Here is a 21,609-nt window from a genome sequence, read left to right on the forward strand (position 1 = left end):
CCGGATCTCGCTTCGTCGATTTCGGCTTGTCTCAATGTATGTTACGATACGCCATGCTCCACGCCACGCCAGCGTCGCCGATCGAGGCCTGTGACGCCGAGCGGCTGCGGCTGGAACGGCTCGCCGCGCTGGACATTCTCGACAGCCCGCGCGAGCGCGAGTTCGATGCGGTGGTGGCCATCGCCAGCCGCCTGCTCGACTGCCCGATGGCGCTCGTCTCGCTGGTCGATGACCATCGTCAATGGTTCAAGGCATCATGCGGGATCGACGCGGTCGAGACGCCGCGCGACATCGCCTTCTGCGCCCACGCCATCCGACATGACGACATCATGGTCGTTCCGAACGCGACGCTCGACCCGCGCTTCGCCGCCAATCCGCTGGTCACGGGCGATCCGCGCATCCGCTTCTATGCCGGCGTGCCGCTGCGCCTGTGGGGTACGGACGGGATCGACGGCATCGGCACTCTGTGCGTGATCGATATCAAGCCGCGCCTGCTCACCGAGGCCGATGCGGCGGTGCTGCGCGATCTGGCCGCGCTGGTCTGCGCCCTCATCCGCGCCCGCTCCACCGCCGCCGACGCCATCCGCCTGTCGAGCGAATTGCAGGAACGCTGCCATGCGCTCGATCGCCAGCATCGCCAGTTCCGCCATGCCGAGCGGCTGGCGCAGATCGGATCGTGGCGGCTGCCGATCGGCGGCGACGCGGTCGAATGGTCCGATCAGGTGTATGAAATCTACGGCCTGCCGCTGGGGGTCCAGCCGCCACTGGACAAGGCGCTCGATCATTATCTGCCGCACGATCGCCCCACGATCGCCGCCGCGCTGGAGCGCACCATCGCGGGCCAGGGGCCGTACGATATCGAAACCGAATTCGTCACCGCCACCGGCCAGCGCCGCCGGGTGCGCAGCGTCGGCGAACTGGAGGTGATCGATGGCCGGCCGGTCGCGGCGATCGGCGTGTTCCAGGATGTGACGCGCCAATATGAGATGGAGCAGGCACTGCGCCGCAACGCGACCACCGACGCGCTGACCGGAATCCCCAACCGGGCCCATTTCACCGAAATGCTGGCCGGGAAATTCGCGCAGGCGCAGGCCGAGGACGGGCCGCTCGCCTTGCTGCTGATCGACCTCGACGGCTTCAAGCAGGTGAACGACAGTTTCGGCCACATCGCCGGCGACGGGCTGCTCCAGCTGATGGCCGAGCGGCTGCGCAAGCCCGCCCGCGCCCATGCCTTCGTGGCGCGGCTGGGCGGCGACGAATTCGTGATGCTGATCTCCCGCCCGCGCGACTGCGCCCGGCTGGAAACGCTGGTCGCCGGCCTGCTGCGCGACCTGCGCCACACCGTGTCGCAGGACGGCCAGACCCGCGCCGTTTCCGCCACGATCGGCGCGGCGATGGTCGAGCCCGACATGGCCGGCCCCGCCGACCTGATCCACAAGGCCGACCTCGCCCTCTACCACGCCAAACGCGAACAACGCGGCACCGCCCGCATCCATGGCCGGGACATGCCCATCATGGCGGCCCGCCCCGCGACGACGCGGCTGGGCGGGACCGCGAGGGGCACGGTGGCGGGGTAAGACCCCCGGCCGCCCCGGCCTGCGCCGGGGCGACCGCCAATTGTTCATGGTGATTGACGCCCGCCCCCGGCCCGGCGAGCGTGCGCCGATGGGGCATCATCACACCAAAGGCCGGCTCGCGCTGTATCTGTTGCTCGGCGTGTCGGCCGGGTTGCCGCTGTTCATGTTCTCCTCGATCCTGTCGCTGCGGCTGAGCGAGCATAAGGTCGGGCTGGTCGTGATCGGCTTCTTCGCGTGGGTCGCGCTGTTGCCGACGTTCAAATTCCTGTGGGCGCCGCTGCTCGATCGGGTGTCGGTGCCCGGCTTCGGGCGCTTCTGGGGCAAAAGGCGCGGGTGGATCATGCTGGCGCAGCTCGGCATCTTCACCTCGCTCTGCGCGATGGCCTTTACAGCCACCGACCGGAGCCTGGGCGTCACCGCCCTCTGCGCGGTGCTGCTCGCCTTCTGGACGACCACGCTGGAGATCGCCGCCGACGGCTGGCGGATCGAGATCGCGCCCGACCAAGCCGAGCAGGGGCCGATCGTGGCGGCCTATCTGTGGGGCTATCGATCGGCGATGGTGGTGGCGGGCAGCGGGGCGCTGATCGTGGCCGATATCGCGGGGTGGACGGGGGCCTATCTGGCGATCGCGGCGGGGGCCTTCCTGCCCTTCCCCATCCTCGCCGCGATGCGGCCCGAGGGGGACGGCGGCGGCGGGCGGATGGTGGCGCTGGCGACGGGGCTGCTGGCCAGCGCCACTATCCTGATCGGCGTGGCGGGGGCGACGGCTGCGATCGGCGGCGTGGTGCTGGCGCTGGCGGCCGGCGCCGGGATGAGCGCCACGACCAACGTGACGCCGGTGGTGCTGCTGATCTGCCTCGCCCCCTTCGTGGCGATGGCGCTGGCCCTGCCCGCGATCCGCCGCGCGCCGGCGGACGCGCCGATCCGCACCTCGGCCGCGATCGGCCCCTATGTGGATATCTTCTGGCGCTACGGCAGCGGCGCGCTGGTGCTGCTGGCGTTCGTGTCGCTCTACCGGATGGGCGACGTGCTGGCGATGGCGCTGGCCAAGCCGCTGGTGAAGGGCGCGGGCTATACGCTGACGCAGATGGGGCTGGCCGACGGCGTGGTGGCGCTGGCGGCGAACATGGCGGGCGTCGGCGCGGGCGGCTGGATCGCGACGCGCTGGCCGCAGGGCTGGACGCTGGCGCTGGGCGCGATGCTGGCGGCGATCGGCAACTGGGCGTTCGTATGGCTGGCGCACGAACCGCCCGGCACGGCGGTGCTGGTAATCGCTACCTTCGCTGACCAGTTCGGTAACGGCATCGCGGCGGCGGTGTTCGTGGTCTATCTCTCGATGCTCGTGAACCCCGCGTGGCCGGGGGCGCAATATGCCTTCCTGTCGGGCTTCGCCTTCCTGCTACCGCGCCTGCTGGCCGGGGCGGCGGGATCGATGGAGGCGAGCATTGGCTATGACGGGTTCTTCCTTCTGTCGGGCGGGTTGAGCGCGGCCTCCGTGCTGTTGCTGCCGTTGGTGATGCGGGTGCGGGCTCGCGACGCATGAAGCCCCTCCCCTTTAGGGGAGGGGCTTCATGGCATCAATAGCTGTACGCCTTCGGCAGCGCGCCCTCCTGCGGCGTGATGTAGCGATCGCGCAAACGGGTCTGGCGGGAGACCATCGGCTGCGACACGCCGTCGATCCACACCGCCTGTGGCAGCGAGGCGAGTTCGAGCGGGTCGCCGCTCCAGATCACCACGTCGGCGCGGCGGCCGGGGCGGAGCGAGCCGAGTTCGTCGCCCATCGCCAGCGCTTCCGCCGGCTTGGAGGTGATGCTGGCGAACGCCTTGCCCCAATCGAGCCCGGTGGCACCCGGCACCCTGGCGATCGCCACCAGATTGCCGGCGAACTGCTTGAGGATATGCTCGCCCGCCGCGTCGTTCACACCGATGGTCGAGATGGCGACGGGGATGCCCGCCGCCGTCATCCGCCCGACATTGCTTTCGGTGGCGGCGAGATTCTCGAACGCCGCCGGCAGATCGGCCAGCGCCGAGGCGATCACCGGCACCTTCGCCGCCGCGATCTCGCGGGCGACCATCCAGCCCTCGGTGGCGCCGACCAGCACCAGTTTCAGCTTCGGATAATCGCGCGTCAGGCCCAGCACCGCGCGAATGTCGCTGGCGCGCTCGACATGGACCATCATCGGCACCTTGCCGTCCATCATGTCGAGCAGGGCCTGCGCGTCGGCGCGCTTGAGGAGCGAATCCTTGCCGCGCCCGTCGAAGCCCGCCGGGTTGCGGCGATAATCCTGCGCCTGGGTCAGCGCGTCGCGGAACATCGCGAAGGCCGCCGGGCGGCTGCCGCCCGCCAGCTTGCCGCCATCCTCGCCCAGCTCGACATATTGGAAGGCGTGGGCGCGGGTGAGCGGCTGGGCATCGGCGCCGAGATCGATCACCGCCCCCTGCCCGCCGAAGATCGAGCTGACCGCGCGCGGCGCGACGATCGCGCGGGTGACACCGCCGACCCGCTCGTTGCCGATCGCGACCGCGTCGGGGTTGATCGTCGCCGCCACGTCGAGCCCGGCCGAGAAAGGCGAGGTGCGCGCGGCGGCGTCGTTGCTCTCGGCGACGCCCGCCGCATCGGCCAGACCCAGCTCGCTGGGACCGGCGACGATGCCGGCGGCGACCCACTTGCCGGTCGCGTCGATCACGGTGGCGCCGGCCGGGGCGGCGACCCCCGCGCCCGCCGCGACGATGCGGCCATTGCTGAACACGACGGTGCCGTTGGGGATCGGCGCGGAGCCGTCCCCCAGGGCCACGGTGCCGCCGGTGATGGCGACGGTCTGCGCCACGGCGGGGGCGGCGAAGCCGATGGCGGTCATCGTCGCCATCAGAAGAAGCGCACGCTTCATTTCACGTCTCCCATGCCGGGCTGGCCAAGCTCGAAGTCGCTCACCGGGCGGCGCTTCGGGTCCATCGAATCGTAGAGGAGCGCGCCATCGACCCACACCTTTTCGGGGCGGGTGTAGACGCTGAACGGATCGCCGTTCCACAGCACCACGTCGGCCATCTTGCCGGGCTTGAGGCTGCCGGTCTGGCCATCGATGCCGAGCGCCTTCGCCGGCCCGAGCGAGAGCCATTCCCACGCCTCGGCATCGGGCACGTCGATGCCGGCGCGGCGGCCCGAGGCGAGCGCCTTGGCGACTTCCTGGTTGAGCCGCTGGATGCCGTTCTCGTCGTCCGAATGGATGGTGGCGCAGGCGCCCGCCTTGTGGAGCAGCGCCAGATTTTCGCCGATGCCGTCGAAACTCTCCATCTTGAAGCCGTACCAGTCGGCCCAGACGGCCGCGCAGGTGCCGTTCTGCTTCAGGAGATCTGCGATCTTGTAGGCCTCGACCGCATGGTGGAAGGCGGTCACCTTGTAGCCGAATTCCTTGGCCATATCCATCACGATGGCCATTTCGTCGGCGCGGTAGCAATGGTTCTGGACGCGGATTTCGCCGGCCAGCACGCCGCGCAGCGTGTCCATCGCGATGTCGCGATCGGGGGCGCTGCCGCCGTCCTTCTCATAGGCGTCCCACTTGCGCTTGTAGGCCGCCGCCTTCGCCCAGGTCTGGCGATCGACCGCGACATTGCCCATCCGGGTCGAGGGCTGGCGCCCCTTCGATCCATAGACGCGCTTGGGATTCTCGCCGCACGCCATCTTCAGGCCATAGGGCGCGCCGGGGAACTTCATCCCCTGCATGGTGCGGGCGTAGACGTTCTTCAGGACGACCGATCGCCCGCCGAACAGATTGGCGGAGCCAGGCAGGATCTGGAGCGCGGTGACGCCGCCATTGGCGAGCGCGCGCCCGAAGCCGGGGTCCTGCGGCCAGACGCTATGTTCGGCCCAGACGTCTGCGGTGACGGGGCCGGTCATCTCGTTGCCGTCCGAATGCGCCTGCACCGAAGGGGTGGGGTAATCGCCCAGATGGCTGTGGATATCGATGATGCCGGGGGTGACCCACTTGCCGGCGCCGTCGATGATCGTGGCGCCCGCCGGAACCGAGAGGCTCTTGCCGACCGCGACGACCTTGCCGTCGGCGAACAGCACCTCGCCGCCGTCGATCCGCCCGCCCTCGCCATCATAGACCGTCGCGTTGCGGACGAGCGTGGGGACGCCGGGATAGGCATGGTAGGTCGAGGGGAAGGGATCGTGGGCATAGCCCTTGTTGAGCCCCGGCCCGGCCGGCTTGCTGGCGGCGCTCTTCGGCTTGGCCCCATCGCCCGCGCAGGCGACGACGCCGAGCGTCATCGCAAGCGCTGCCGACAGCCGCAGCCACTGTTTCGTGGTCGTCATGTCGCCCCCTGTTCTGGTTCGTTACGGGGAGGTTAGGCGGAACGGACGGCGAGGTCCATGCCTGGTGCGGCGATGATCCTCCCCTGCAAGGGGAGGTGGCAGCCCGCAGGGCTGACGGAGGGGTATCGCGCTATCGAGGGCGGGTCACCCCTCCACCATCGGCTTCGCCGACGGTCCCCCTCCCCTTGCAGGGGAGGATTTTTCGTTTGGGTTGCGTCACCCGCCCCGAACCCGACATAGGGGGTCGCCGACCTGTCCCGCCCCGGAGGCCGTCATTCGCCATCTGTATCGCTTCGCCCTGCTCGCTCTCTCAGCCGTCACACTTGGTGCGGCGTCCCCGAAGCCGGTTCGGGTGAAGCTCGCCACCAGCCTCGGCGCGATCGTCATCCAGCTCGATACGGCGCGCGCGCCGCTCAGCAGCGCCAATTTCCTGAAGTATGTCGACGACAAGCGCTTCGACGGCACCACCTTCTATCGCGCGGCGCGCAACCCCGGCGATCCGACCAAGGGGCTGGTGCAGGGCGGGATCGACCATTTCGTGCCGAAAGCCTTCAACCCCGTCGCGCACGAGCCGACCAGCAAGACCGGCCTTTCGCACATCGACGGCACCGTCTCGATGGCGCGCAACGCGCCGGGCTCCGCGATGGGCGATTTCTTCGTGACGGTCGGGCCGATGACCTATCTCGACGCGAAAGATGGCCGGCCGGGCTATGCGGCGTTCGGCAAGGTGGTGGCGGGCATGCCGGTGATCCACAAGATCCTGTCGCTGCCGACCTTCCCCGGTGGCTTCTCGAAAGAAACCAAGGGGCAGATCCTGCGCAAGCCGGTCACGATCGTGAGCGCGCGGCGGATGCCTTAGGGCTGGGGTTGCGGTGCTGTGGAGGGCGCGAGGCCCCTCCACCATCCTGCGGATGGTCCCCCTCCCCATCTGCGATGGGGAGAAATTGCGGGAACGTCATGCCATGATCACCGTCGTGCTCCTGCGCAGGCAGGAGCCCAGGGTGGCAGGCGGTGCGCTTCGTGAACCTGGGCTCCTGCCTGCGCAGGAGCACCGGAGAGCCTGGATCGAATGTCGGTTCTCCGTGTGCGCTCCCCGAGCCGAAAGGCGTTACGCCCCCTTCTTCGGCAGCGCGATCTCCGCCGTGCCGGTGCACATCGTCACGCCGCGCTGGTTGGCCATCTTGTGCTTCACCTGGATGAGATGGCGGCCCTCGGCGTCGACCAGCTTGTCGATCACCTCAGCGGTCTGGATGGTGATGTCGCCGGACAGCGCCGGGCCGCGATAGTTGGCGATCGAGTGGACGACCATGCCATGCTCGCCCGCGAAGCCGGCGAGGTAATCGGTGACCCACGATCCCATCGAGGCGCCATAGCCATAGGCGCGCGGCATGCCGATCTTGCGCGCCCAGCGCGGGAAGAGGTGGCCGCGCGAGGGTCCGTAATAGGCGCCGTCGGTGAGCGTCGGGTTGACGAGCTGCATGTCGGGATCATTCTCGTAGCCCGCCATTTCGGGCGTGAAGCCGAGCGCGAGAAGATCGTTCTTGCGCATGTCGAGCGTGCCCCAGGTGTTGATGAGGAAGGCGCGCCATTCGGTGGTGAAGCTGGCGATCGAATGCGGGCCGAACACACGCTCGGGCAGCTGATCGCCGACCGACACATCATCCCACCAGCGCTCCTGGTGGCCGAGATCGTGGAGCATTTTGACCCATTCGAACGCGCGCGCCTCGACGGCGGCGAGTTCCTCGTCGGTCCACACCGGCTCCTCGGCATCGGCCATGTTGACGCTGTCGCCGCCGGCCTTGGCCTGATAGCGGATCGAGGTGGAGCGCTGCTTCGAGATCAGCGCGCCATGCTGGTTGCGGTAGAAATTGTCGCCGCGCTGGAAGCAGGTGGGGCCGAACGAGGTCTGCTTGACGACATAGTCGAACGGGATGCGTTCGTTGACGATCGTGTCGCCGGCCGAGACCTGCGTGTCCGAGAACCAATATTCGTCGCCGCCGAACAGCAGGTGCGAATCCGGGATGCGGCCGACGCAGGCGGGGGCGACGCCATGGCCGTCGTCGGTCGCGATCGGGAAGCTCTGCGGCGCGATCAGCTTGCCCCAGCGGCTCGCGGCGGAAAAGGCCGGATCGTAATGGAGCAGGTTGGCGTAATGCATGGCATGCGCCCAGCGGCGGAAATCATTGTTCGCAAGCGGCTCGCGAAGCGGCGAATAATCCATCGTCTTGCCGAGATATTGATCGATATCCGAGCAATCGAGCGTCGATGCGGTCATGCAGATTTCCTTTGCCGGCGCGGGCGGCCGGGTGACGTTCAGCGGGAATGGTCGGGCGCGGGCCTCAATATTGGCGGGTGCCGGTGGCGTCCGATTCCTTGAACACCGGGATCGCCTCGACCGCGCTCATCATCACCAGCGGCAGGATCCGATCGGTCGACGCCTGGTAGGTGGCGTAGAAGGGGTGGCAATCGACGAAGAAGTCCCACACCTTCTGGCGCTCGGTGCCCTCGGGCTCGCGCCAGGTGCCGCGGAAGGCCTGGGTGGCGATCTGGAATTCGACCTCGTCGGCCTCGACGATGTTGAGATACCAGGCGGGATGATGATCCGCCCCGCCCTTGGAGGCGCAGATCACGACCTCGCCGCCGATGTCGGCGTAGCAGAGCGGCGTGATGAACACCTTGCCGCTCTTGCGACCGACATATTTGACCAGGCAGTTGGTGGCGAAGCTGCGGCCGCCGACGGCGGTGATATCCATGATATGGCCCTCCGCGCCACCCGAGCGGAGGTAGGATTCGCGATGCTCGGCCACCCAGTCGCGGCGGACGGCACTGATGGCGGCGGCGGATTCGGTGCTCAACGGGGCTCTCCCTGACAATGCGGTGGTCGGACGGGCGCGGGCTCAGTCCCTGTAGGTCAACTCGATGTGGGTCATCTCGCCGTTCGGCCCCATCGCGGAATCATATTCGATCACCGAACAGATCGGATTGCTGTTGGAGGCGAACAGGTTCAGCTCGTCCTCACGGATGGCATCGATCCGCTCGGGGCTGGAGATCACCTTCTGCGAAGCCTCGAACTCCTCGCGGCTGTTCCACCAGATTTCCATGATGCAATCATAGCCCGGATCGATCACCTCGCCGGTGATGGGGTTCTTCTCATGCTGGAGATAGCGGCGGACATAGCGCGAGGCGCCGTTGATCGCGCGCTTCTTGCCCATCTTCTTGGCGAGGACCGAATGCTGGTTTTCATAATAGTCCATGAATTGCTCCATGGTCATGTCGGGCCGCTTCCGGAAAAAGCAGATCTGCTTGAACATGCGCCGATACCCTCTCGCCTGATCTCTCGTTGACGAGGTGGCGATCGATACCGGCCGGGGGCCGGCTCTTTTCGCCTCTCGCGGCTGGCAAAGTGGGCGCGGGTCGCTATGCTGTCTAATACCCATTTCGCGTAAGGCTATGTGATCCGGTTATGGACCTATCGATCGGACGGCTGCATCAACTGCTGCTGGTGGCGCGCACCGGCAGCTTCTCGCGCGCGGCGGCGGAGCTAAATATCAGTCAGCCGGCGCTTTCGCGCAGCATCGCGGCGCTGGAGGAGCGCTACGGCTTCCAGATCTTCAACCGGATGGGCCATGGCGTGCAGCTGACCACGGCGGGCGCGCAAGTCATCGCCCAGGCGGAACCTCTGCTGCAAAGCCTGCGCGTGTTCGACAACAATATGCGCCTGTTCGGGTCGGGCGCGGCGGGCAGCCTCCAGATCGGGCTCGCGCCCTTGCTCGCCAGCCAGATCCTCGGCCATTTCGCGGGCGAATTCTTCGCGCCCGACACGATCGCGCAGCTGCGCGTGATGGTGCGGCCCGGCAACGATCTGCTCGAGGCGCTGAAGAAGGATGCGATCGAGCTGTTCCTGTTTCCGGAGAGCCATATCGATCCGGGGCCGGAGATCGACGTCGAGAAGTTCGGCCACATCCAGGCCTCCTGCGTGGTGCGCAGCGGCCATCCGCTGGCGGCGCGGACGGACCTGAAGATGGAGGATCTGCTGCCCTATCCCTGGGCCAGCTCGATCGACCCGCCGGTCGCCAAGCACAAGCTGAGCACGGCGCGCTTCGTGTGCGACAATTACCATATCCTGCGCGAAGCGACCTTGCGGAGCGATCTGGTGTGCATCTGCTCGCTGGCGTTCGTCGCCGAGCAGCTGGAGGACGGGAGCCTGACCGCGATCGCCGTGGCGGACCTGCCGCTGCCGCCGACCCCGATCTATCTGGCCCGGCTGCGCGGGCGGATCGGATCGCCGCTGGCGGAGACGGCGCTGAAGCGCATCCGGCAATATCTGATCTGATGCGAGGCTTCTCCCCTCCCGCTTGCGGAGGGGGCGAGGGTGGGCCTCGACGGATAGGCCGGAGCGCGCCCCTGCGGGCCGCGCACCCACCCCCAGCCCCTCCCGCAAGCGGGAGGGGAGCGCCTTTACCTCACCCCGTCAGCGCGGCGACGAGGGCCTTGACCTTCTTCTGGCGCCATTGCGGCACCGGGGCGACCGCCCAGTAGCGGCGGCCGTCCTCGACCGGGGCGATCGCGGTGACGCGGCCGGCGGCGATGTCGGCGGCGGCAAGGAGGTGGGGAACGCAGGCGCGGCCGAAGCCGGCGGCGGCGGCGTCGATCGCGAGGCCGGCGTCGGCGACGCTGACACCCGCGCCCTTCTCGCCCGCCGGGCAGCCCGCCCAGGCGATCGGCGTGTCCGCGCCATCGGCCAGGCCGACGCTGACGAAGCCGGCTTCGCCCAGCGCAACCCCCTCATGCTCGCCCGGGCCCTCGGCCAGACAGAGGGCGAGATCGAGATTGGCCTCGGTGAAATCGAGGCCACCATCGGACGCGAGCAGCACGAAGCGCAGATCGGGATCGGTGCGGCCATAGGCGGCGAGCCTGGCCGCCAGCCACTTGGCGCTGATGTCGCGCGGGGCGGCGATGGTGAGCGTCTTGGAGGATTGGCCGGCCTGCATCGCGCGCACCGATTCCTCGAACTGGAGGAAGCCCGCCCTGAGCGCATCGAGCCCGGCCTCGCCCTCGGGCGTCAGCTCCAGCCCGCGCGCGGTGCGTCGGAACAGGACGACGCCGAGCGTATCCTCCAAGGCGCGAATCTGCTGGCCGACGGCGGCCGGCGTCACCGCCAGTTCGTCGGCGGCGCGGGTGAAGGACAGGTGGCGCGCGGCGGCGTCCAGCACGCGCAGGCCGTTCAGGGGCAGGTGCGTCCGCTTCATTCCGCCACCGCCGGCCCGATCAGGGGAAATTGGGGGATTTCGACGCGGAACACCGATCCGTCCTCGCCGACCATCTCGTAATCGCCCTTCATCGATCCCGTCGGGGTCGAAAGCGGGCAACCCGAGACATAATCATAGCTGCCGCTCGGCGCGATCACCGGCTGCTCGCCGACGACGCCCTCGCCCTCGACGAGATGGCGATGGCCGATCGCGTCGCTGATCGTCCAGCGGCGGGTCATCAGCTGCACCGCCATCGGCCCGTCATTCTCCAGCCGGATATGATAGGCCCAGAACCAGCGGCCGCGCGCCGGCTCGGATTGCTCGGGCAGGAAGCTGACCGCCACGCGCACCGTCACGCCGCGCGTCGTCTCCGCATAAGGGAAGAGCGCCTTCAAAGACCGACCTTCTTCAAGGCGCGGTCGAAATCCTCGATCACGTCGGCCGGATCCTCCAGGCCGACGTTGAGGCGCAGCAGCCCCTCCTCGACATTCATCTCGGCGCGCACCTCGGGGCTGAGGCCGGCGTGGGTGGTGGAGGCCGGGTGGGTCATCAGCGAGCGGCTGTCGCCGATATTGTTGGAGATATCGACCAGCTCCAGCGCATCGAGCAGGCCGTGCGCCTGTTCGCGCCCGCCATCCAGATAGACCGACAGGATCGTGCCGCCCGCCGCCATCTGCTTCATGGCGAGGGCGTGTTGGGGATGGCTTTCGAGGCCGGGGTAGAGCGTGCGCTCGATCCGGCCCGCCAGGAAGCGCGCGACCTCGAGCGCATTCTCGCTCTGGCGGCGGATGCGCAAGTCGAGCGTCTCGAGCCCCTTCAGCACCACCCAGGCGTTGAACGGCGCAAGCGTCGGCCCCGTGTTGCGGGTGAAGGCCAGAAGCGTGTTCTCGATGAATTCCTCGCTGCCGCACACCGCGCCCGCCAGCACGCGGCCCTGCCCGTCCATCATCTTGGTGGCGGAATGGGCGACGATATCCGCACCGAACTCCAGCGGGCGCTGGAGCAGCGGCGTGGCGAAGGCATTGTCGACGATGCTGGTGATGCCGTTCGCGCGGGCGATGCCGCACACCGCTTCCATATCGACGATGTCGAGCGTGGGGTTGGCCGGCGTCTCGAAGAAGAACACCTTCGTGTTGGGGCGCACGGCGGCGGCCCAGGCATCGTTGTCGGTGCCGTCGACGATCGTGGTCTCGATGCCGAAGCGCGGCAGCAGCGTGTCGGTGAGCCAGCGGCACGAGCCGAAGGCCGCGCGCCCGCCGACGAGATGGTCGCCCGCCGACAGCTGGCAGAGCAAAGCCGCCGTCATCGCCGCCATGCCGGTCGCCATCGCGCGGCACGCCTCGGCCCCCTCCATCAGCGCGATACGATGCTCCAGCATCTCGACCGTGGGGTTCTGGAGGCGCGAATAGGTCATCCCCGGCGCCTCGCCGGCGAAGCGCGCGGCGACCTCGGCCGCGCTGTCGTAGGTGTAGCCCGAGGTGAGGAACAGGGCCTCGCTCGTCTCGCCAAATTCGGAACGCACCGTGCCGCCGCGCACCGCCTGGGTCGCGGGCCGCCAGCGGCTGGTGATGCTCCTGTCCTGTCCGGTCCTGCGCTTCATGGCGGCGCTTTGCCCCCGGTGGGGAGGCTTCGTCAACTTAGGCGTTGGGGTGGACGGGCGGAATATCCGGCATCCGCCCTGCCCGCGCCTCACTTCAGGAAGGCGTCCACCGCCGCGTCGAAGGCGGCGGGCTGGTCGAGCATGATGAAGTGGAAGCTGCCGTCGATCCGCTTGAGGGTAAGCTTCGCCGTCCCGGCATAAGCGCCGGCATAGAGCGCGTCGATCACCTCGGCGCCCACGCCATAGACCGGATCATAAGCGTAGAGGACGGTGACCGGCACGGTGACGCGGGCGAGATCGGGGCGCAGATCGGTGGTCATCAGTTCGTAGGCGGCGCGGGCGACGACGCTTTTGTCGGACGCGACGGCTTCGCGGATCGGGCCGGGGCGTGCCGCCTCGGTCTTGATGTAGCGCGCCATGCCGGCGGTCTGCATCGCCGCCCACTGCCCGGGCGTGGCGGCGGCCATGCGGTCGCGGAACAGCGCGGCCTGGGGGGCGACGGTCTCGACGGTGGCGGCGGGGTTCATCACCAGCGGGAAGAAGGGCAGCGCATCCACCGCGAGCAGCCGCCCGACGAGGGCGGGATGGCGCTCGGCGAGCATCAACCCAGTCTCGGCGCCCATCGAATGGCCGATCACCGCCGGCGCCGTCAGTTTGCTGGCGGTGATGTAGGCCGCGATCTCCTCGGCGAGCGGGGCGACAACCGGCCCCTCCCCGCCATTGCCGGCGACCGGCGCCCCGGCGAAGCCCGCGACCTGGATCAGATGGACGCGGTGGTTTGCCGCAAGCCTCTTCGCCGTGGGGCGCAGCACATCGGCGGAGGAGGCGAGGCCGGGGATCAGGATCACGTCCGGCCCCTTGCCGGACACCTCGACGGTGAAGCGGGTCGGCGCGGCGAGCGCGTGGCCGGCGAGAAAGACGAGCGCGAACAGCGCCGCGAACCATTGCAACGGACGCATGAGCAATTCCTTTCGGGACACGGAAATCAGGGGATGAAGATGTCTTCGATGCGCGCCGCGAACAGAGCGGCGATCTGGAAGGCGAGCGGCAGCGAAGGATCGTAACGGCCGTTTTCCAGCGCGTTGACCGTCTGGCGCGAGACGTTGAGCGCGGCGGCAAGGTCGCCCTGGCTCCAGCCGCGTTCGGCGCGCAGATCCTTGAGGCGGTTGTTCACCGGTAGCGCAGCCGGGCGAGGACCAGCCCGGCCATCCACGCCACCGCCATTACCGGCCATACCGCGAAGGCGTGCATCCGGGGCAGGCCCGCATCCTCCAGGAACCCGTAGGCAAAGGTGCCGAGCGCGGTGACGGCGAAGCCGAAGGCCAGCGCCTCGAACTGCATCCTGCGCTGAAGCTCGTCCAGCCGGCCGATACCGCGCATGATCGCGATCAGCGCCGCGACGCAGCCCAGCATCGGCAACAACGCCAGCGCGATGCGTGCGCCGCCCACGGGGTGATAGGCGCGATCGGCCCAGTTCATCCCCACCAGCAGCACGGCATAGAGGCCGAGCGCGGCCATCAGTTCGATCATGTAGCGACGTTGGGTCATGGTGGCTTCCTCCTGTAAAGCAACCTTTACAGAGGGTGAGTCGGACCTGTCAAGCACGCTTTACATCGGGTTGACGATCGGCGGGCCGCTTCCCTTATTCGGAGCCTCATCCCAGGAGAGAGCCCGCATGACCGCCATTCAGGATATCCCGCTCAAGACCATCAAGGGCGCGGACACGAGCCTCGCCGATTATGCGGGGCAGGTGCTGCTGGTGGTCAACGTCGCCTCCAAATGCGGGCTGACGCCGCAATATGAGGGGCTGGAGGCGCTCTATGCGAAATATCGCGATCAGGGCTTCGCCGTGCTGGGCTTCCCGGCCAACAATTTCGGCGGGCAGGAGCCGGGCAGCGACGCCGAGATCGCCGATTTCTGCACGCTGAACTTCGCGGTCGATTTCCCGATGTTCTCGAAGATCTCGGTCGCGGGCGAGGATCGCCACCCGCTCTACGCCGCCCTCACCGCCGCCGAGCCGACCGCGCAGGGCGGGGGCGAAGACTTTCGCGAGAAACTGCGCGGCCACGGCCTGACCCCGACCGAGGCCCCGGACGTGCTGTGGAATTTCGAGAAGTTCCTGATCGGCCGAGACGGCGAGGTCGCCGCCCGCTTCGCCCCGACGACCGCGCCGAACGACGATGCCCTGATCTCCGCGATCGAACGGGAATTGCATCCGGGCGAGTGAGGATCGCGGAGGGGGCGCCCTGCCTCCGCCCCCTCGAGGATCGCCCGGACAAAAAAAGGCCGCCCCGAAGGACGGCCTGAAGTTTTAGGAGAGGATGCCTGAAAGGCCTGATCCTTGTGCATCGCAGCACCCGATTCTGCAAGCCCCCATGTACCAAATAGTTACCGAACATGTCTGGCAGGGAAAAGCCATGATAATCCATTCCTGCCAATGGCTTATCGTGGAAGGGCGTCGGGATGCCGATCCGCTGTTGGACCAAAGTAGCACATCGCGGGGGCGATGAGCGGGTAGCCGCGACACCGCCGATCCCGCATCGTGGAAGTCGATGCGGTTGCGATTGGCAACGAATCCAAAATGTCGGGAATCAGCCGGGGTAACCGGTATCAGTCGCCGGCGCGGATCCCGCCGCCGGATCGCCGGCCAAAAAAAAGGCCGCCCCGAAGGACGGCCTGAAGTTTTAGGAGAGGATGCCTGAAAGGCCCGATCCTTGTGCGGCGCAGCAGCGAGTCTCGCAATTGCAATAGTAGGAAATGTGGTTGCAAAGATTGCAAGCTGCAACCGGACGGGAACTTTCCTGTTTTTGAAGCGTGCGTGAAATGAGTCGCGCGGGGAACTTGAACCCCGCGCGGGGAACGGCCATCTTGGGCGTGACACACGACTAATACACCGGGCAAAGGGCATCTCCCATGGCGACGCAGACGGCCGAGACGACGACCGAACTCAAGCTGACCCCGCCCGCGCCCGTCGCGGTGATCGCGCCCGAAAAGGCCGCCGGGCTGGTGCCGCTGGGCGACGAGCAGAAAACCAAATTGCAGGAGCGGATCGACGGCTTCGTCAGCGAACTGGTCGCGTTCGATGCCAACAGCCCGGAATTCGGCAAGAAGGTCGATCAGATCACCAACATGGGCCGGCGCGAGATCGCCGAGGCCGCGGGCTTCTCCAACCGCTTCCTCGACAAGCCGGTCAAGGCGATGGACGCCGACACCGGCGTCGGCACCGATCTGGCCGAACTGCGCCGCACGATCGAGGATCTCGATCCGGGCAAGCGCGGCAATCTGCTCGCGCCCAAGAAACTGTTCGGCATCCTGCCCTTCGGCAACAAGCTGCGCGACTATTTCGACGGCTACAAATCGGCGCAGACCCACATCTCGTCGATCCTGGCGCGGCTGGCGGGCGGCAAGGACGAATTGCTGAAGGACAATGCCGCGATCGACGTCGAGCGGCAGAATTTGTGGGCGGCGATGGGCCGGCTGGAGCAGATGATCCACGTCTCCAAGGCGCTCGACCAGAAACTGGAGGATACCGCCGCCGATCTGGAATCGACCGATCCGGCCAAGGCCAAGGCGATCCGCGAGACCGCGCTCTTCTACGTCCGCCAGCGATCGACCGACCTGCTGACGCAGATGGCGGTCACCGTGCAGGGCTATCTGGCGCTCGATCTGGTCAAGAAGAACAATGTCGAGCTGGTGAAGGGCGTCGATCGCGCGTCCACCACCACCGTCTCGGCCCTGCGCACCGCCGTCACCGTGGCGCAGGCGCTGACCAACCAGAAACTGGTGCTGCAACAGATCACCGCGCTCAACACGACGACCGCGAACATGATCGAATCGACCGGCACCATGCTGAAGGAGCAGACCGGTCAGATCCACCAGCAGGCGGCCTCGTCGACGATCCCGCTGGAGACGCTGCGCCGCGCCTTTCAGAACATCTACGACACGATGGATTCGATCGACAAGTTCAAGCTGGAGGCGCTCAGCTCGATGAAGCAGACCGTCAACACGCTGACCGACGAGGTCGAGAAATCGCGCGGCTATATCGCGCGGGCCGAGGGCCAGGCGCAGGCGCAGCTCACCGGCGGTAGCGGCGGCAACGATCCGTTCAAGGCGATCGAGGGATGAGCAACGATCTGGCGCGGATCACCGAGGAGATAAAGCTCGCGGTGGCCGCCCGCGCCGGAGAGGCGCTGCACCATATCTCGCCCGAAGGCCGCCGCCAGCGCCAGCGCCAGCGCGAACGCCGCCGCAAGGCGATGCTGCGCACCCTTTCGCGCATGATGTGGGCGGCGCTCGCCATCGCCATCGCCGCGATCGGCTGGGGCATATTGATCGCGCCGCTGGGCATCATGGGCGTGGTGGCGGCGGCGGCCACGATCATGCTGGCGTGGATCGCGATCATCAGCCTCGCCACCGTCGAGCCCGCCGCGACGCCGCAGGCGCTGGCCACCAGCGACCTGCCCCTCCTGCCCCAGCGCACCGAGGAATGGCTGGTGCGCCAGCGCCCGGCCCTGCCCGCGCCCGCCGTGCGGATGGTGGATTCGATCAACCTGCAACTGGAGGCGCTGTCGCCCCAGCTCCAGGGCATCGACCCGACCACACCGGTCGCCGGCGAATTCCGCAAACTGGTGTCGGAGGAGCTACCCGAACTGATCCAGGGCTATCAGAAGGTCCCCGCCGCGATGCGCGGCCAGGCGCGCGGCGGCGAGGCGCCCGACAAGCACCTGGTGGAGGGCCTCTCGATCGTGAAGAGCGAGCTGGAGCGGATGACGAGCCAGCTCGCCAGCGGCGATCTCGACCGGCTGGCGACCCAGAACCGCTATCTGGAACTGAAATATCGCGGCGCGGGCGACGAACCGGCCTGAGCAGCGCTCTCCCGCCGAAGACTTTCAGCCATTTCCCGATCAGGCTATGGGCAGCCGTCGGGCTCGTCGAAGCGGGGCCTTCGGCTGCGCCCAGAGCGAACCGCACGTCGGCAATACAACGCACCGCACCCCTTGAACCCCGCCGCCCAAACATCGTAGCGCGACATCATCCCGGCCACCGCCGGACGCGAGGGGGAAGTCGACCATGTCCGTGATGTCCGATCGCTGGATCCGCGAGCAGGCGACGCAACACGCCATGATCGAGCCCTTCGTCGAGGCGCAGCGGCGCGACGGCTGCATCTCCTACGGTCTCTCCTCCTACGGCTATGACGCGCGCGTGTCGGACGAGTTCAAGATCTTCACCAACATCGACAGCGCCATCGTCGATCCCAAGGATTTCGCCGCCAACAGCTTCGTCGATCGCAAGACCGACGTGTGCATCATCCCGCCCAACAGCTTCGCCCTGGCCCGCACGGTCGAATATTTCCGCGTCCCGCGCGACGTGCTGGTGATCTGCCTCGGCAAATCCACCTATGCCCGCTGCGGCATCATCGTGAACGTCACGCCGCTGGAACCCGGCTGGGAGGGGCATGTGACGCTCGAATTCTCCAACACCACGCCGCTGCCCGCCCGCATCTACGCCAACGAGGGCGCCTGCCAGTTTCTCTTCCTCCAGGGCAACGAGCCCTGCGAGGTGAGTTACGCAGACCGCTCCGGCAAATATATGGGCCAGCGCGGCGTGACGCTCCCCCGGCTGTGAGCGGGCGTCGTCCGATGAAGCGCATCGGCATCGTCACGGGGATGCAGGCCGAACTGGACGCCTTTCGTCCCGATCTGTCCGGCGACATCCTCCCCGGCCCGATCGCGGTGCGGGCACTGGCGCATGGTGGCAAGGCCTGCTTCCTCGCCTGCACCGGCATCGGCAAGGTCGCGAGCGCCAGCGCGGCGGCGCTGCTCATCCATGTCCACCGGGTCGAGCTGCTGCTGGTGATCGGCACGGCGGCGCGGATCGGGCTGGGGCCGGGCGGAGCGCATCGGATCGTCGATGCGCTCCAGGTGGATTACGGCGCCCGTAGCGAGAGCCGCTTCGCCCGCTACGATCCCGGCACGGTCCCCTTCGGCCCCGAGCCGGTGCTGACGCCCTATCGCGCTTTCGACCTGCCCGGCATCGCCTTGCCCGGCGCGCGCATCGCCAGCAGCGACATGTTCGTCGAAAGCGCGCTCCATGCGGAAGAACTCGGCACCGCTCTCGGCGCGACCCTTATCGACATGGAGACGGCGGCAGTAGCGCAGGCGGCGGCACTGGCCGGCGTGCCATGGGCGGCGATCAAGGCCGCCACCGACGCGGCCGACGAGGACAGCGCCTCCAGCTTCCTCGAACACCTCGCCCGCGCCGCCCGCGCGGCGGCCGAGGAAGCGGAGAGGGCGATCGCGGCGCTATAGCCCGCCCCGTGCTCCTGCGCAGGCAGGAGCACATGGGTTGGGATGGTGGTAGATGGAGGGGCTCACCGCCCCCCTTTGCTCAGCGCGAGGCGAGCGTCATGCCGCGCGTGGCGACATCGTGCGACCAGATCGGCGCACCGCTGGCGGTTTCCATCAGCACGTTCTGTTCGGACTGAACCATCCGATAGAGCGCGACGGCTTCGGCGGCGCGGCCGGTCTTGTTGTAGACGGCGGCGAGATTGAGCAGCACGCCCGGCTCGCGCTGGCCGGCGGCGACCTGTGCGGCCAACTGGGTTTCGGCGGCGGTATAATCGGCTTTGGTGATCGCCCTGAAGGCGACCTGGTCCTGCGCGGCGGCGGCCGTGAGAGGGGCAGCCACGAGCGCAGCAAAGGCAAGGATCGAGCGCATAGTCATTCTCCTTCGTTCGAGTCGGGAGGTGAATGTTACGCTTTTAAGACTCTTCGGCAATTTATTTGCGTGCTGCGCTGCGGTGGGGATCGGGATCGGATGTGATCGGGATTTCAGGAGGTTGGATGGCGGGCGGTGTATGGCTGTCGGGCCGAACCACGAAGGCGGACGCCTGACGGATAGGCTGGAAGGATGTTCGCGCGGAGACGCGGAGGCGCGGAGAGAAGAAAGGAGCTTGATGGGGCGTGGCTCTCCCGGCCTTGGCCAAGGCCGCCACGTCGCCCCGGCGGAGGCCGGGGCCGCAGGGGGCTAGGGGTGTGGCCGCAGAAACGCGTGGCTCTCCCACCGGCTGCCACACCGCCCGAGACCCCGGCCTTCGCCGGGGTGACGGCTTGGGGATGGCTTAATCCGCACCCCAGGGACGAGACACAACTGCGGATTGGTGAAGGTGTCTGGGGCTGCCCAGGCGGCGCGTATCGCTTCCGGCGGCCCCGGCCTTCGCCGGGGCGACGAGATGGGCTTGGCGTAATCGCCAGAGCCAGCCATTCAACGCCTCATCCGCGCCTTAACGCTTGTAAGCCGCTCCGCCGAACCGTTCGCCCCACCCGAAACTCCGCCCCGCCCCCCGGAGAGCCACGTCCCACCAAACCCCTTCTTCTCTCCGCGTCTCCGCGTCTCCGCGCGAACAAACCTCCACCCTATGCCCGATCACCCCCGCCCCAGCAGATGATCCACCATCGCCCCCAGGGTCGAAAAACTCGCCACCGTCATCGGCGCCTCCTTCACCGACGCCGGCGCCAGCGCCCGCGTGAAGCCCAGTTTCGCCGCCTCGCGCAGCCGCAGCGCGCCGTGCGCCACCGGGCGGATTTCGCCCGACAAAGCCACTTCGCCGAAGATCACCGCTTCGGCCGGCACGGGCCGCTCCGCCAGCGCCGACACCAGCGCCGCCGCCACCGCCAGATCCGCCGCCGGATCGGACACGCGATAGCCGCCGGCGATGTTGAGATAGACTTCGCAGGCCGAGAAGCTCAGCCCGCAGCGCGCTTCCAGCACCGCCAGGATCATCGCCAGCCGCCCGCTGTCCCACCCCACCACCGCCCGCCGGGGCGTGGCGCCGCTCGCCAGCCGCACCACCAGCGCCTGGATCTCCACCAGCACCGGCCGGGTGCCCTCCATCGCCGGAAACACCGTCGCCCCGGCGATCGTCTCGCCGCGATGGGTGAGGAACAGGGCCGAGGGATTGGCCACTTCGTCCAGCCCGCCCTCGCCCATCGCGAAAACGCCGATCTCGTCGGTGCCGCCGAAGCGGTTCTTGGTGGCGCGCAGCAGCCGATATTGGTGGCTGCGCTCACCCTCGAACGCCAGCACCGTATCGACCATATGCTCCAGCACGCGCGGCCCCGCGATCGACCCGTCCTTGGTGACATGGCCCACCAGGATCAGCGCCGTCCCCCGCTCCTTGGCGAAGCGGATCAGTTCCTGCGCCGAGGCGCGCACCTGGCTGACCGTGCCCGGCGCGCCCTCGATCAGATCGGAGTGCATCGTCTGGATCGAATCGATGATGAGCAGCGCGGGCGGCACCCCCGCCTCCATCGTCGTCAAAATGTCGCGCACCGATGTCGCCGTCGCCAATTGCACCGGCGCCTTGTCCAACCCCAGCCGCCGCGCGCGCAGCCGCACCTGATCGGCCGCCTCCTCGCCGGAGATATAGGCCACCGACAGCCCGGCCAGCGCCAGCCGCGCCGCCGCCTGCAACAGAAGCGTCGACTTGCCGATCCCCGGATCGCCGCCGATCAGCGTGGCGGACCCCGCCACCAGACCCCCGCCCAGCGCCCGATCGAATTCCGCGATCCCGGTCGACAGGCGCGGCGGCAACGGCGTTTCGGCATCGAGCGGCGACAGCACCACCGCGCGGCCCCCGGTCCTCAGATGGTGCTTCGCCGCGAACGGCGTCACCACGCCGCCGCCGGCCTCCTCGACCAATGTGTTCCACTCGCCGCAATCGGTGCATTGCCCCTGCCAGCGCGGGCTGGTGGTGCCGCAGGCCTGACATGCGTAGCGTTTCTGCGGCCGTGCCATCCTGCCCCCCGATGCCATGAACGAAAAGGGAACATAGGCATTCGTTTCGGCGATGGCAAGCCCGCGCTGGCC

At 68.0% G+C, this 21,609-nt stretch carries 22 protein-coding genes; 9 read left to right on the plus strand and 13 right to left on the minus strand.

Going from position 1 to position 21,609, the window contains the following annotated elements:
* The first annotated feature begins 53 nt into the window (after nucleotides 1–53).
* Complete coding sequence (locus tag PQ455_RS10120; protein WP_273685952.1) at nucleotides 54–1,577, plus strand: diguanylate cyclase domain-containing protein; 1,524 nt, start codon at nucleotides 54–56, stop codon at nucleotides 1,575–1,577.
* Between the two features lie 46 nt (nucleotides 1,578–1,623).
* On the plus strand, nucleotides 1,624–3,120 hold the full coding sequence (locus PQ455_RS10125; RefSeq protein ID WP_273685953.1) for an MFS transporter: 1,497 nt from the start codon (nucleotides 1,624–1,626) through the stop codon (nucleotides 3,118–3,120).
* Nucleotides 3,121–3,154: 34 nt separating this feature from the next.
* Here the strand turns inward: PQ455_RS10125 and PQ455_RS10130 are convergent, their stop codons facing one another.
* Nucleotides 3,155–4,465 (minus strand): amidohydrolase family protein, encoded by a 1,311-nt coding sequence (locus PQ455_RS10130; protein WP_273685954.1) that lies wholly within the window; start codon nucleotides 4,463–4,465, stop codon nucleotides 3,155–3,157.
* Nucleotides 4,462–5,847 (minus strand): amidohydrolase, encoded by a 1,386-nt coding sequence (locus PQ455_RS10135; RefSeq protein WP_420542869.1) that lies wholly within the window; start codon nucleotides 5,845–5,847, stop codon nucleotides 4,462–4,464. Before PQ455_RS10135 ends, PQ455_RS10130 begins: the two co-directional genes overlap by 4 nt.
* Nucleotides 5,848–6,244: 397 nt before the next feature.
* On the opposite strand from PQ455_RS10135, the gene PQ455_RS10140 reads away from it, so the two are divergent.
* Nucleotides 6,245–6,751: a peptidylprolyl isomerase gene (locus PQ455_RS10140; RefSeq protein WP_273685956.1), complete on the plus strand. Its 507-nt coding sequence runs from the start codon at nucleotides 6,245–6,247 to the stop codon at nucleotides 6,749–6,751.
* A 249-nt stretch (nucleotides 6,752–7,000) separates the two neighbouring features.
* Here PQ455_RS10140 and PQ455_RS10145 read toward each other — a convergent pair whose 3' ends face one another.
* The 3 genes from PQ455_RS10145 to PQ455_RS10155 form a co-directional block, all read right to left on the minus strand.
* Nucleotides 7,001–8,167 carry an FAS1-like dehydratase domain-containing protein gene (locus PQ455_RS10145; RefSeq protein WP_273685957.1) on the minus strand — a complete coding sequence of 389 codons (1,167 nt, stop codon included), beginning with the start codon at nucleotides 8,165–8,167 and terminating at the stop codon, nucleotides 7,001–7,003.
* Between the two features lie 64 nt (nucleotides 8,168–8,231).
* Nucleotides 8,232–8,747: a nitroreductase/quinone reductase family protein gene (locus PQ455_RS10150; protein ID WP_273685958.1), complete on the minus strand. Its 516-nt coding sequence runs from the start codon at nucleotides 8,745–8,747 to the stop codon at nucleotides 8,232–8,234.
* 42 nt (nucleotides 8,748–8,789) lie between these two features.
* Nucleotides 8,790–9,164 carry an EthD domain-containing protein gene (locus PQ455_RS10155; protein ID WP_273685959.1) on the minus strand — a complete coding sequence of 125 codons (375 nt, stop codon included), beginning with the start codon at nucleotides 9,162–9,164 and terminating at the stop codon, nucleotides 8,790–8,792.
* Between the two features lie 191 nt (nucleotides 9,165–9,355).
* On the opposite strand from PQ455_RS10155, the gene PQ455_RS10160 reads away from it, so the two are divergent.
* Nucleotides 9,356–10,225, plus strand: coding sequence for a LysR family transcriptional regulator (locus PQ455_RS10160; protein WP_273685960.1), 870 nt, complete (start codon nucleotides 9,356–9,358; stop codon nucleotides 10,223–10,225).
* Nucleotides 10,226–10,355: 130 nt separating this feature from the next.
* Here PQ455_RS10160 and PQ455_RS10165 read toward each other — a convergent pair whose 3' ends face one another.
* The 6 genes from PQ455_RS10165 to PQ455_RS10190 all read right to left on the minus strand — a co-directional run bounded on the left by PQ455_RS10165 (nucleotide 10,356) and on the right by PQ455_RS10190 (nucleotide 14,289).
* On the minus strand, nucleotides 10,356–11,141 hold the full coding sequence (locus PQ455_RS10165) for a LysR family transcriptional regulator (protein ID WP_273685961.1): 786 nt from the start codon (nucleotides 11,139–11,141) through the stop codon (nucleotides 10,356–10,358).
* Entirely contained in the window at nucleotides 11,138–11,536 is a 399-nt protein-coding gene (gene apaG, locus PQ455_RS10170) for a Co2+/Mg2+ efflux protein ApaG (protein WP_273685962.1), read from the minus strand. Before apaG ends, PQ455_RS10165 begins: the two co-directional genes overlap by 4 nt.
* A complete protein-coding gene (gene metZ, locus PQ455_RS10175; protein ID WP_273685963.1) occupies nucleotides 11,533–12,741 on the minus strand; it encodes an O-succinylhomoserine sulfhydrylase in 1,209 nt (402 codons plus the stop codon). Before metZ ends, apaG begins: the two co-directional genes overlap by 4 nt.
* An 89-nt stretch (nucleotides 12,742–12,830) precedes the next feature.
* Nucleotides 12,831–13,700, minus strand: a complete 870-nt coding sequence (locus PQ455_RS10180) for an alpha/beta fold hydrolase (protein WP_273685964.1) — start codon at nucleotides 13,698–13,700, stop codon at nucleotides 12,831–12,833.
* Between the two features lie 26 nt (nucleotides 13,701–13,726).
* Entirely contained in the window at nucleotides 13,727–13,915 is a 189-nt protein-coding gene (locus PQ455_RS10185) for a helix-turn-helix transcriptional regulator (RefSeq protein WP_273685965.1), read from the minus strand.
* On the minus strand, nucleotides 13,912–14,289 hold the full coding sequence (locus PQ455_RS10190; protein WP_273685966.1) for a hypothetical protein: 378 nt from the start codon (nucleotides 14,287–14,289) through the stop codon (nucleotides 13,912–13,914). Before PQ455_RS10190 ends, PQ455_RS10185 begins: the two co-directional genes overlap by 4 nt.
* A gap of 127 nt (nucleotides 14,290–14,416) precedes the next feature.
* Between PQ455_RS10190 and PQ455_RS10195 the strand changes: the two genes are divergently transcribed.
* The 5 genes from PQ455_RS10195 (at nucleotide 14,417) to PQ455_RS10215 (ending at nucleotide 19,049) form a co-directional block, all read left to right on the plus strand.
* Entirely contained in the window at nucleotides 14,417–14,968 is a 552-nt protein-coding gene (locus PQ455_RS10195; RefSeq protein ID WP_273685967.1) for a glutathione peroxidase, read from the plus strand.
* 686 nt (nucleotides 14,969–15,654) lie between these two features.
* Nucleotides 15,655–16,866 carry a toxic anion resistance protein gene (locus tag PQ455_RS10200; protein ID WP_273685968.1) on the plus strand — a complete coding sequence of 404 codons (1,212 nt, stop codon included), beginning with the start codon at nucleotides 15,655–15,657 and terminating at the stop codon, nucleotides 16,864–16,866.
* Nucleotides 16,863–17,606, plus strand: a complete 744-nt coding sequence (locus PQ455_RS10205) for a hypothetical protein (RefSeq protein WP_273685969.1) — start codon at nucleotides 16,863–16,865, stop codon at nucleotides 17,604–17,606. Before PQ455_RS10200 ends, PQ455_RS10205 begins: the two co-directional genes overlap by 4 nt.
* 205 nt (nucleotides 17,607–17,811) lie before the next feature.
* On the plus strand, nucleotides 17,812–18,366 hold the full coding sequence (gene dcd / locus PQ455_RS10210; protein ID WP_273685970.1) for a dCTP deaminase: 555 nt from the start codon (nucleotides 17,812–17,814) through the stop codon (nucleotides 18,364–18,366).
* 14 nt (nucleotides 18,367–18,380) lie between these two features.
* Nucleotides 18,381–19,049, plus strand: a complete 669-nt coding sequence (locus tag PQ455_RS10215; protein WP_273685971.1) for a phosphorylase family protein — start codon at nucleotides 18,381–18,383, stop codon at nucleotides 19,047–19,049.
* A 79-nt stretch (nucleotides 19,050–19,128) separates the two neighbouring features.
* On the opposite strand, the gene PQ455_RS10220 is transcribed toward PQ455_RS10215, so the two are convergent.
* Together PQ455_RS10220 and radA are read right to left on the minus strand one after the other, a co-directional pair.
* Nucleotides 19,129–19,458 (minus strand): tetratricopeptide repeat protein, encoded by a 330-nt coding sequence (locus PQ455_RS10220; protein ID WP_273685972.1) that lies wholly within the window; start codon nucleotides 19,456–19,458, stop codon nucleotides 19,129–19,131.
* Nucleotides 19,459–20,166: 708 nt separating this feature from the next.
* Nucleotides 20,167–21,537 (minus strand): DNA repair protein RadA, encoded by a 1,371-nt coding sequence (gene radA / locus PQ455_RS10225; RefSeq protein ID WP_273685973.1) that lies wholly within the window; start codon nucleotides 21,535–21,537, stop codon nucleotides 20,167–20,169.
* Between the last annotated feature and the right edge of the window lie 72 nt (nucleotides 21,538–21,609).

The organism is Sphingomonas naphthae, from assembly GCF_028607085.1.
Lineage (GTDB): Bacteria > Pseudomonadota > Alphaproteobacteria > Sphingomonadales > Sphingomonadaceae > Sphingomonas_Q > Sphingomonas_Q naphthae.

Excerpts from the sequence above, each read along its gene's own strand:
- PQ455_RS10120 (WP_273685952.1), top strand. The coding sequence starts at position 54 with ATGCTCCACGCCACGCCAGCGTCGCCGATCGAGGCCTGTGACGCCGAG.
- PQ455_RS10125 (WP_273685953.1), top strand. The coding sequence starts at position 1,624 with ATGGTGATTGACGCCCGCCCCCGGCCCGGCGAGCGTGCGCCGATGGGG.
- PQ455_RS10130 (WP_273685954.1), bottom strand. The coding sequence starts at position 4,465 with ATGAAGCGTGCGCTTCTTCTGATGGCGACGATGACCGCCATCGGCTTC.
- PQ455_RS10135 (WP_420542869.1), bottom strand. The coding sequence starts at position 5,847 with ATGACGCTCGGCGTCGTCGCCTGCGCGGGCGATGGGGCCAAGCCGAAG.
- PQ455_RS10145 (WP_273685957.1), bottom strand. The coding sequence starts at position 8,167 with ATGACCGCATCGACGCTCGATTGCTCGGATATCGATCAATATCTCGGC.
- PQ455_RS10155 (WP_273685959.1), bottom strand. The coding sequence starts at position 9,164 with ATGACCATGGAGCAATTCATGGACTATTATGAAAACCAGCATTCGGTC.
- PQ455_RS10160 (WP_273685960.1), top strand. The coding sequence starts at position 9,356 with ATGGACCTATCGATCGGACGGCTGCATCAACTGCTGCTGGTGGCGCGC.
- PQ455_RS10165 (WP_273685961.1), bottom strand. The coding sequence starts at position 11,141 with ATGAAGCGGACGCACCTGCCCCTGAACGGCCTGCGCGTGCTGGACGCC.
- metZ (WP_273685963.1), bottom strand. The coding sequence starts at position 12,741 with ATGAAGCGCAGGACCGGACAGGACAGGAGCATCACCAGCCGCTGGCGG.
- PQ455_RS10180 (WP_273685964.1), bottom strand. The coding sequence starts at position 13,700 with ATGCGTCCGTTGCAATGGTTCGCGGCGCTGTTCGCGCTCGTCTTTCTC.
- PQ455_RS10190 (WP_273685966.1), bottom strand. The coding sequence starts at position 14,289 with ATGACCCAACGTCGCTACATGATCGAACTGATGGCCGCGCTCGGCCTC.
- PQ455_RS10195 (WP_273685967.1), top strand. The coding sequence starts at position 14,417 with ATGACCGCCATTCAGGATATCCCGCTCAAGACCATCAAGGGCGCGGAC.
- PQ455_RS10200 (WP_273685968.1), top strand. The coding sequence starts at position 15,655 with ATGGCGACGCAGACGGCCGAGACGACGACCGAACTCAAGCTGACCCCG.
- PQ455_RS10205 (WP_273685969.1), top strand. The coding sequence starts at position 16,863 with ATGAGCAACGATCTGGCGCGGATCACCGAGGAGATAAAGCTCGCGGTG.
- dcd (WP_273685970.1), top strand. The coding sequence starts at position 17,812 with ATGTCCGTGATGTCCGATCGCTGGATCCGCGAGCAGGCGACGCAACAC.
- PQ455_RS10215 (WP_273685971.1), top strand. The coding sequence starts at position 18,381 with ATGAAGCGCATCGGCATCGTCACGGGGATGCAGGCCGAACTGGACGCC.
- PQ455_RS10220 (WP_273685972.1), bottom strand. The coding sequence starts at position 19,458 with ATGCGCTCGATCCTTGCCTTTGCTGCGCTCGTGGCTGCCCCTCTCACG.
- radA (WP_273685973.1), bottom strand. The coding sequence starts at position 21,537 with ATGGCACGGCCGCAGAAACGCTACGCATGTCAGGCCTGCGGCACCACC.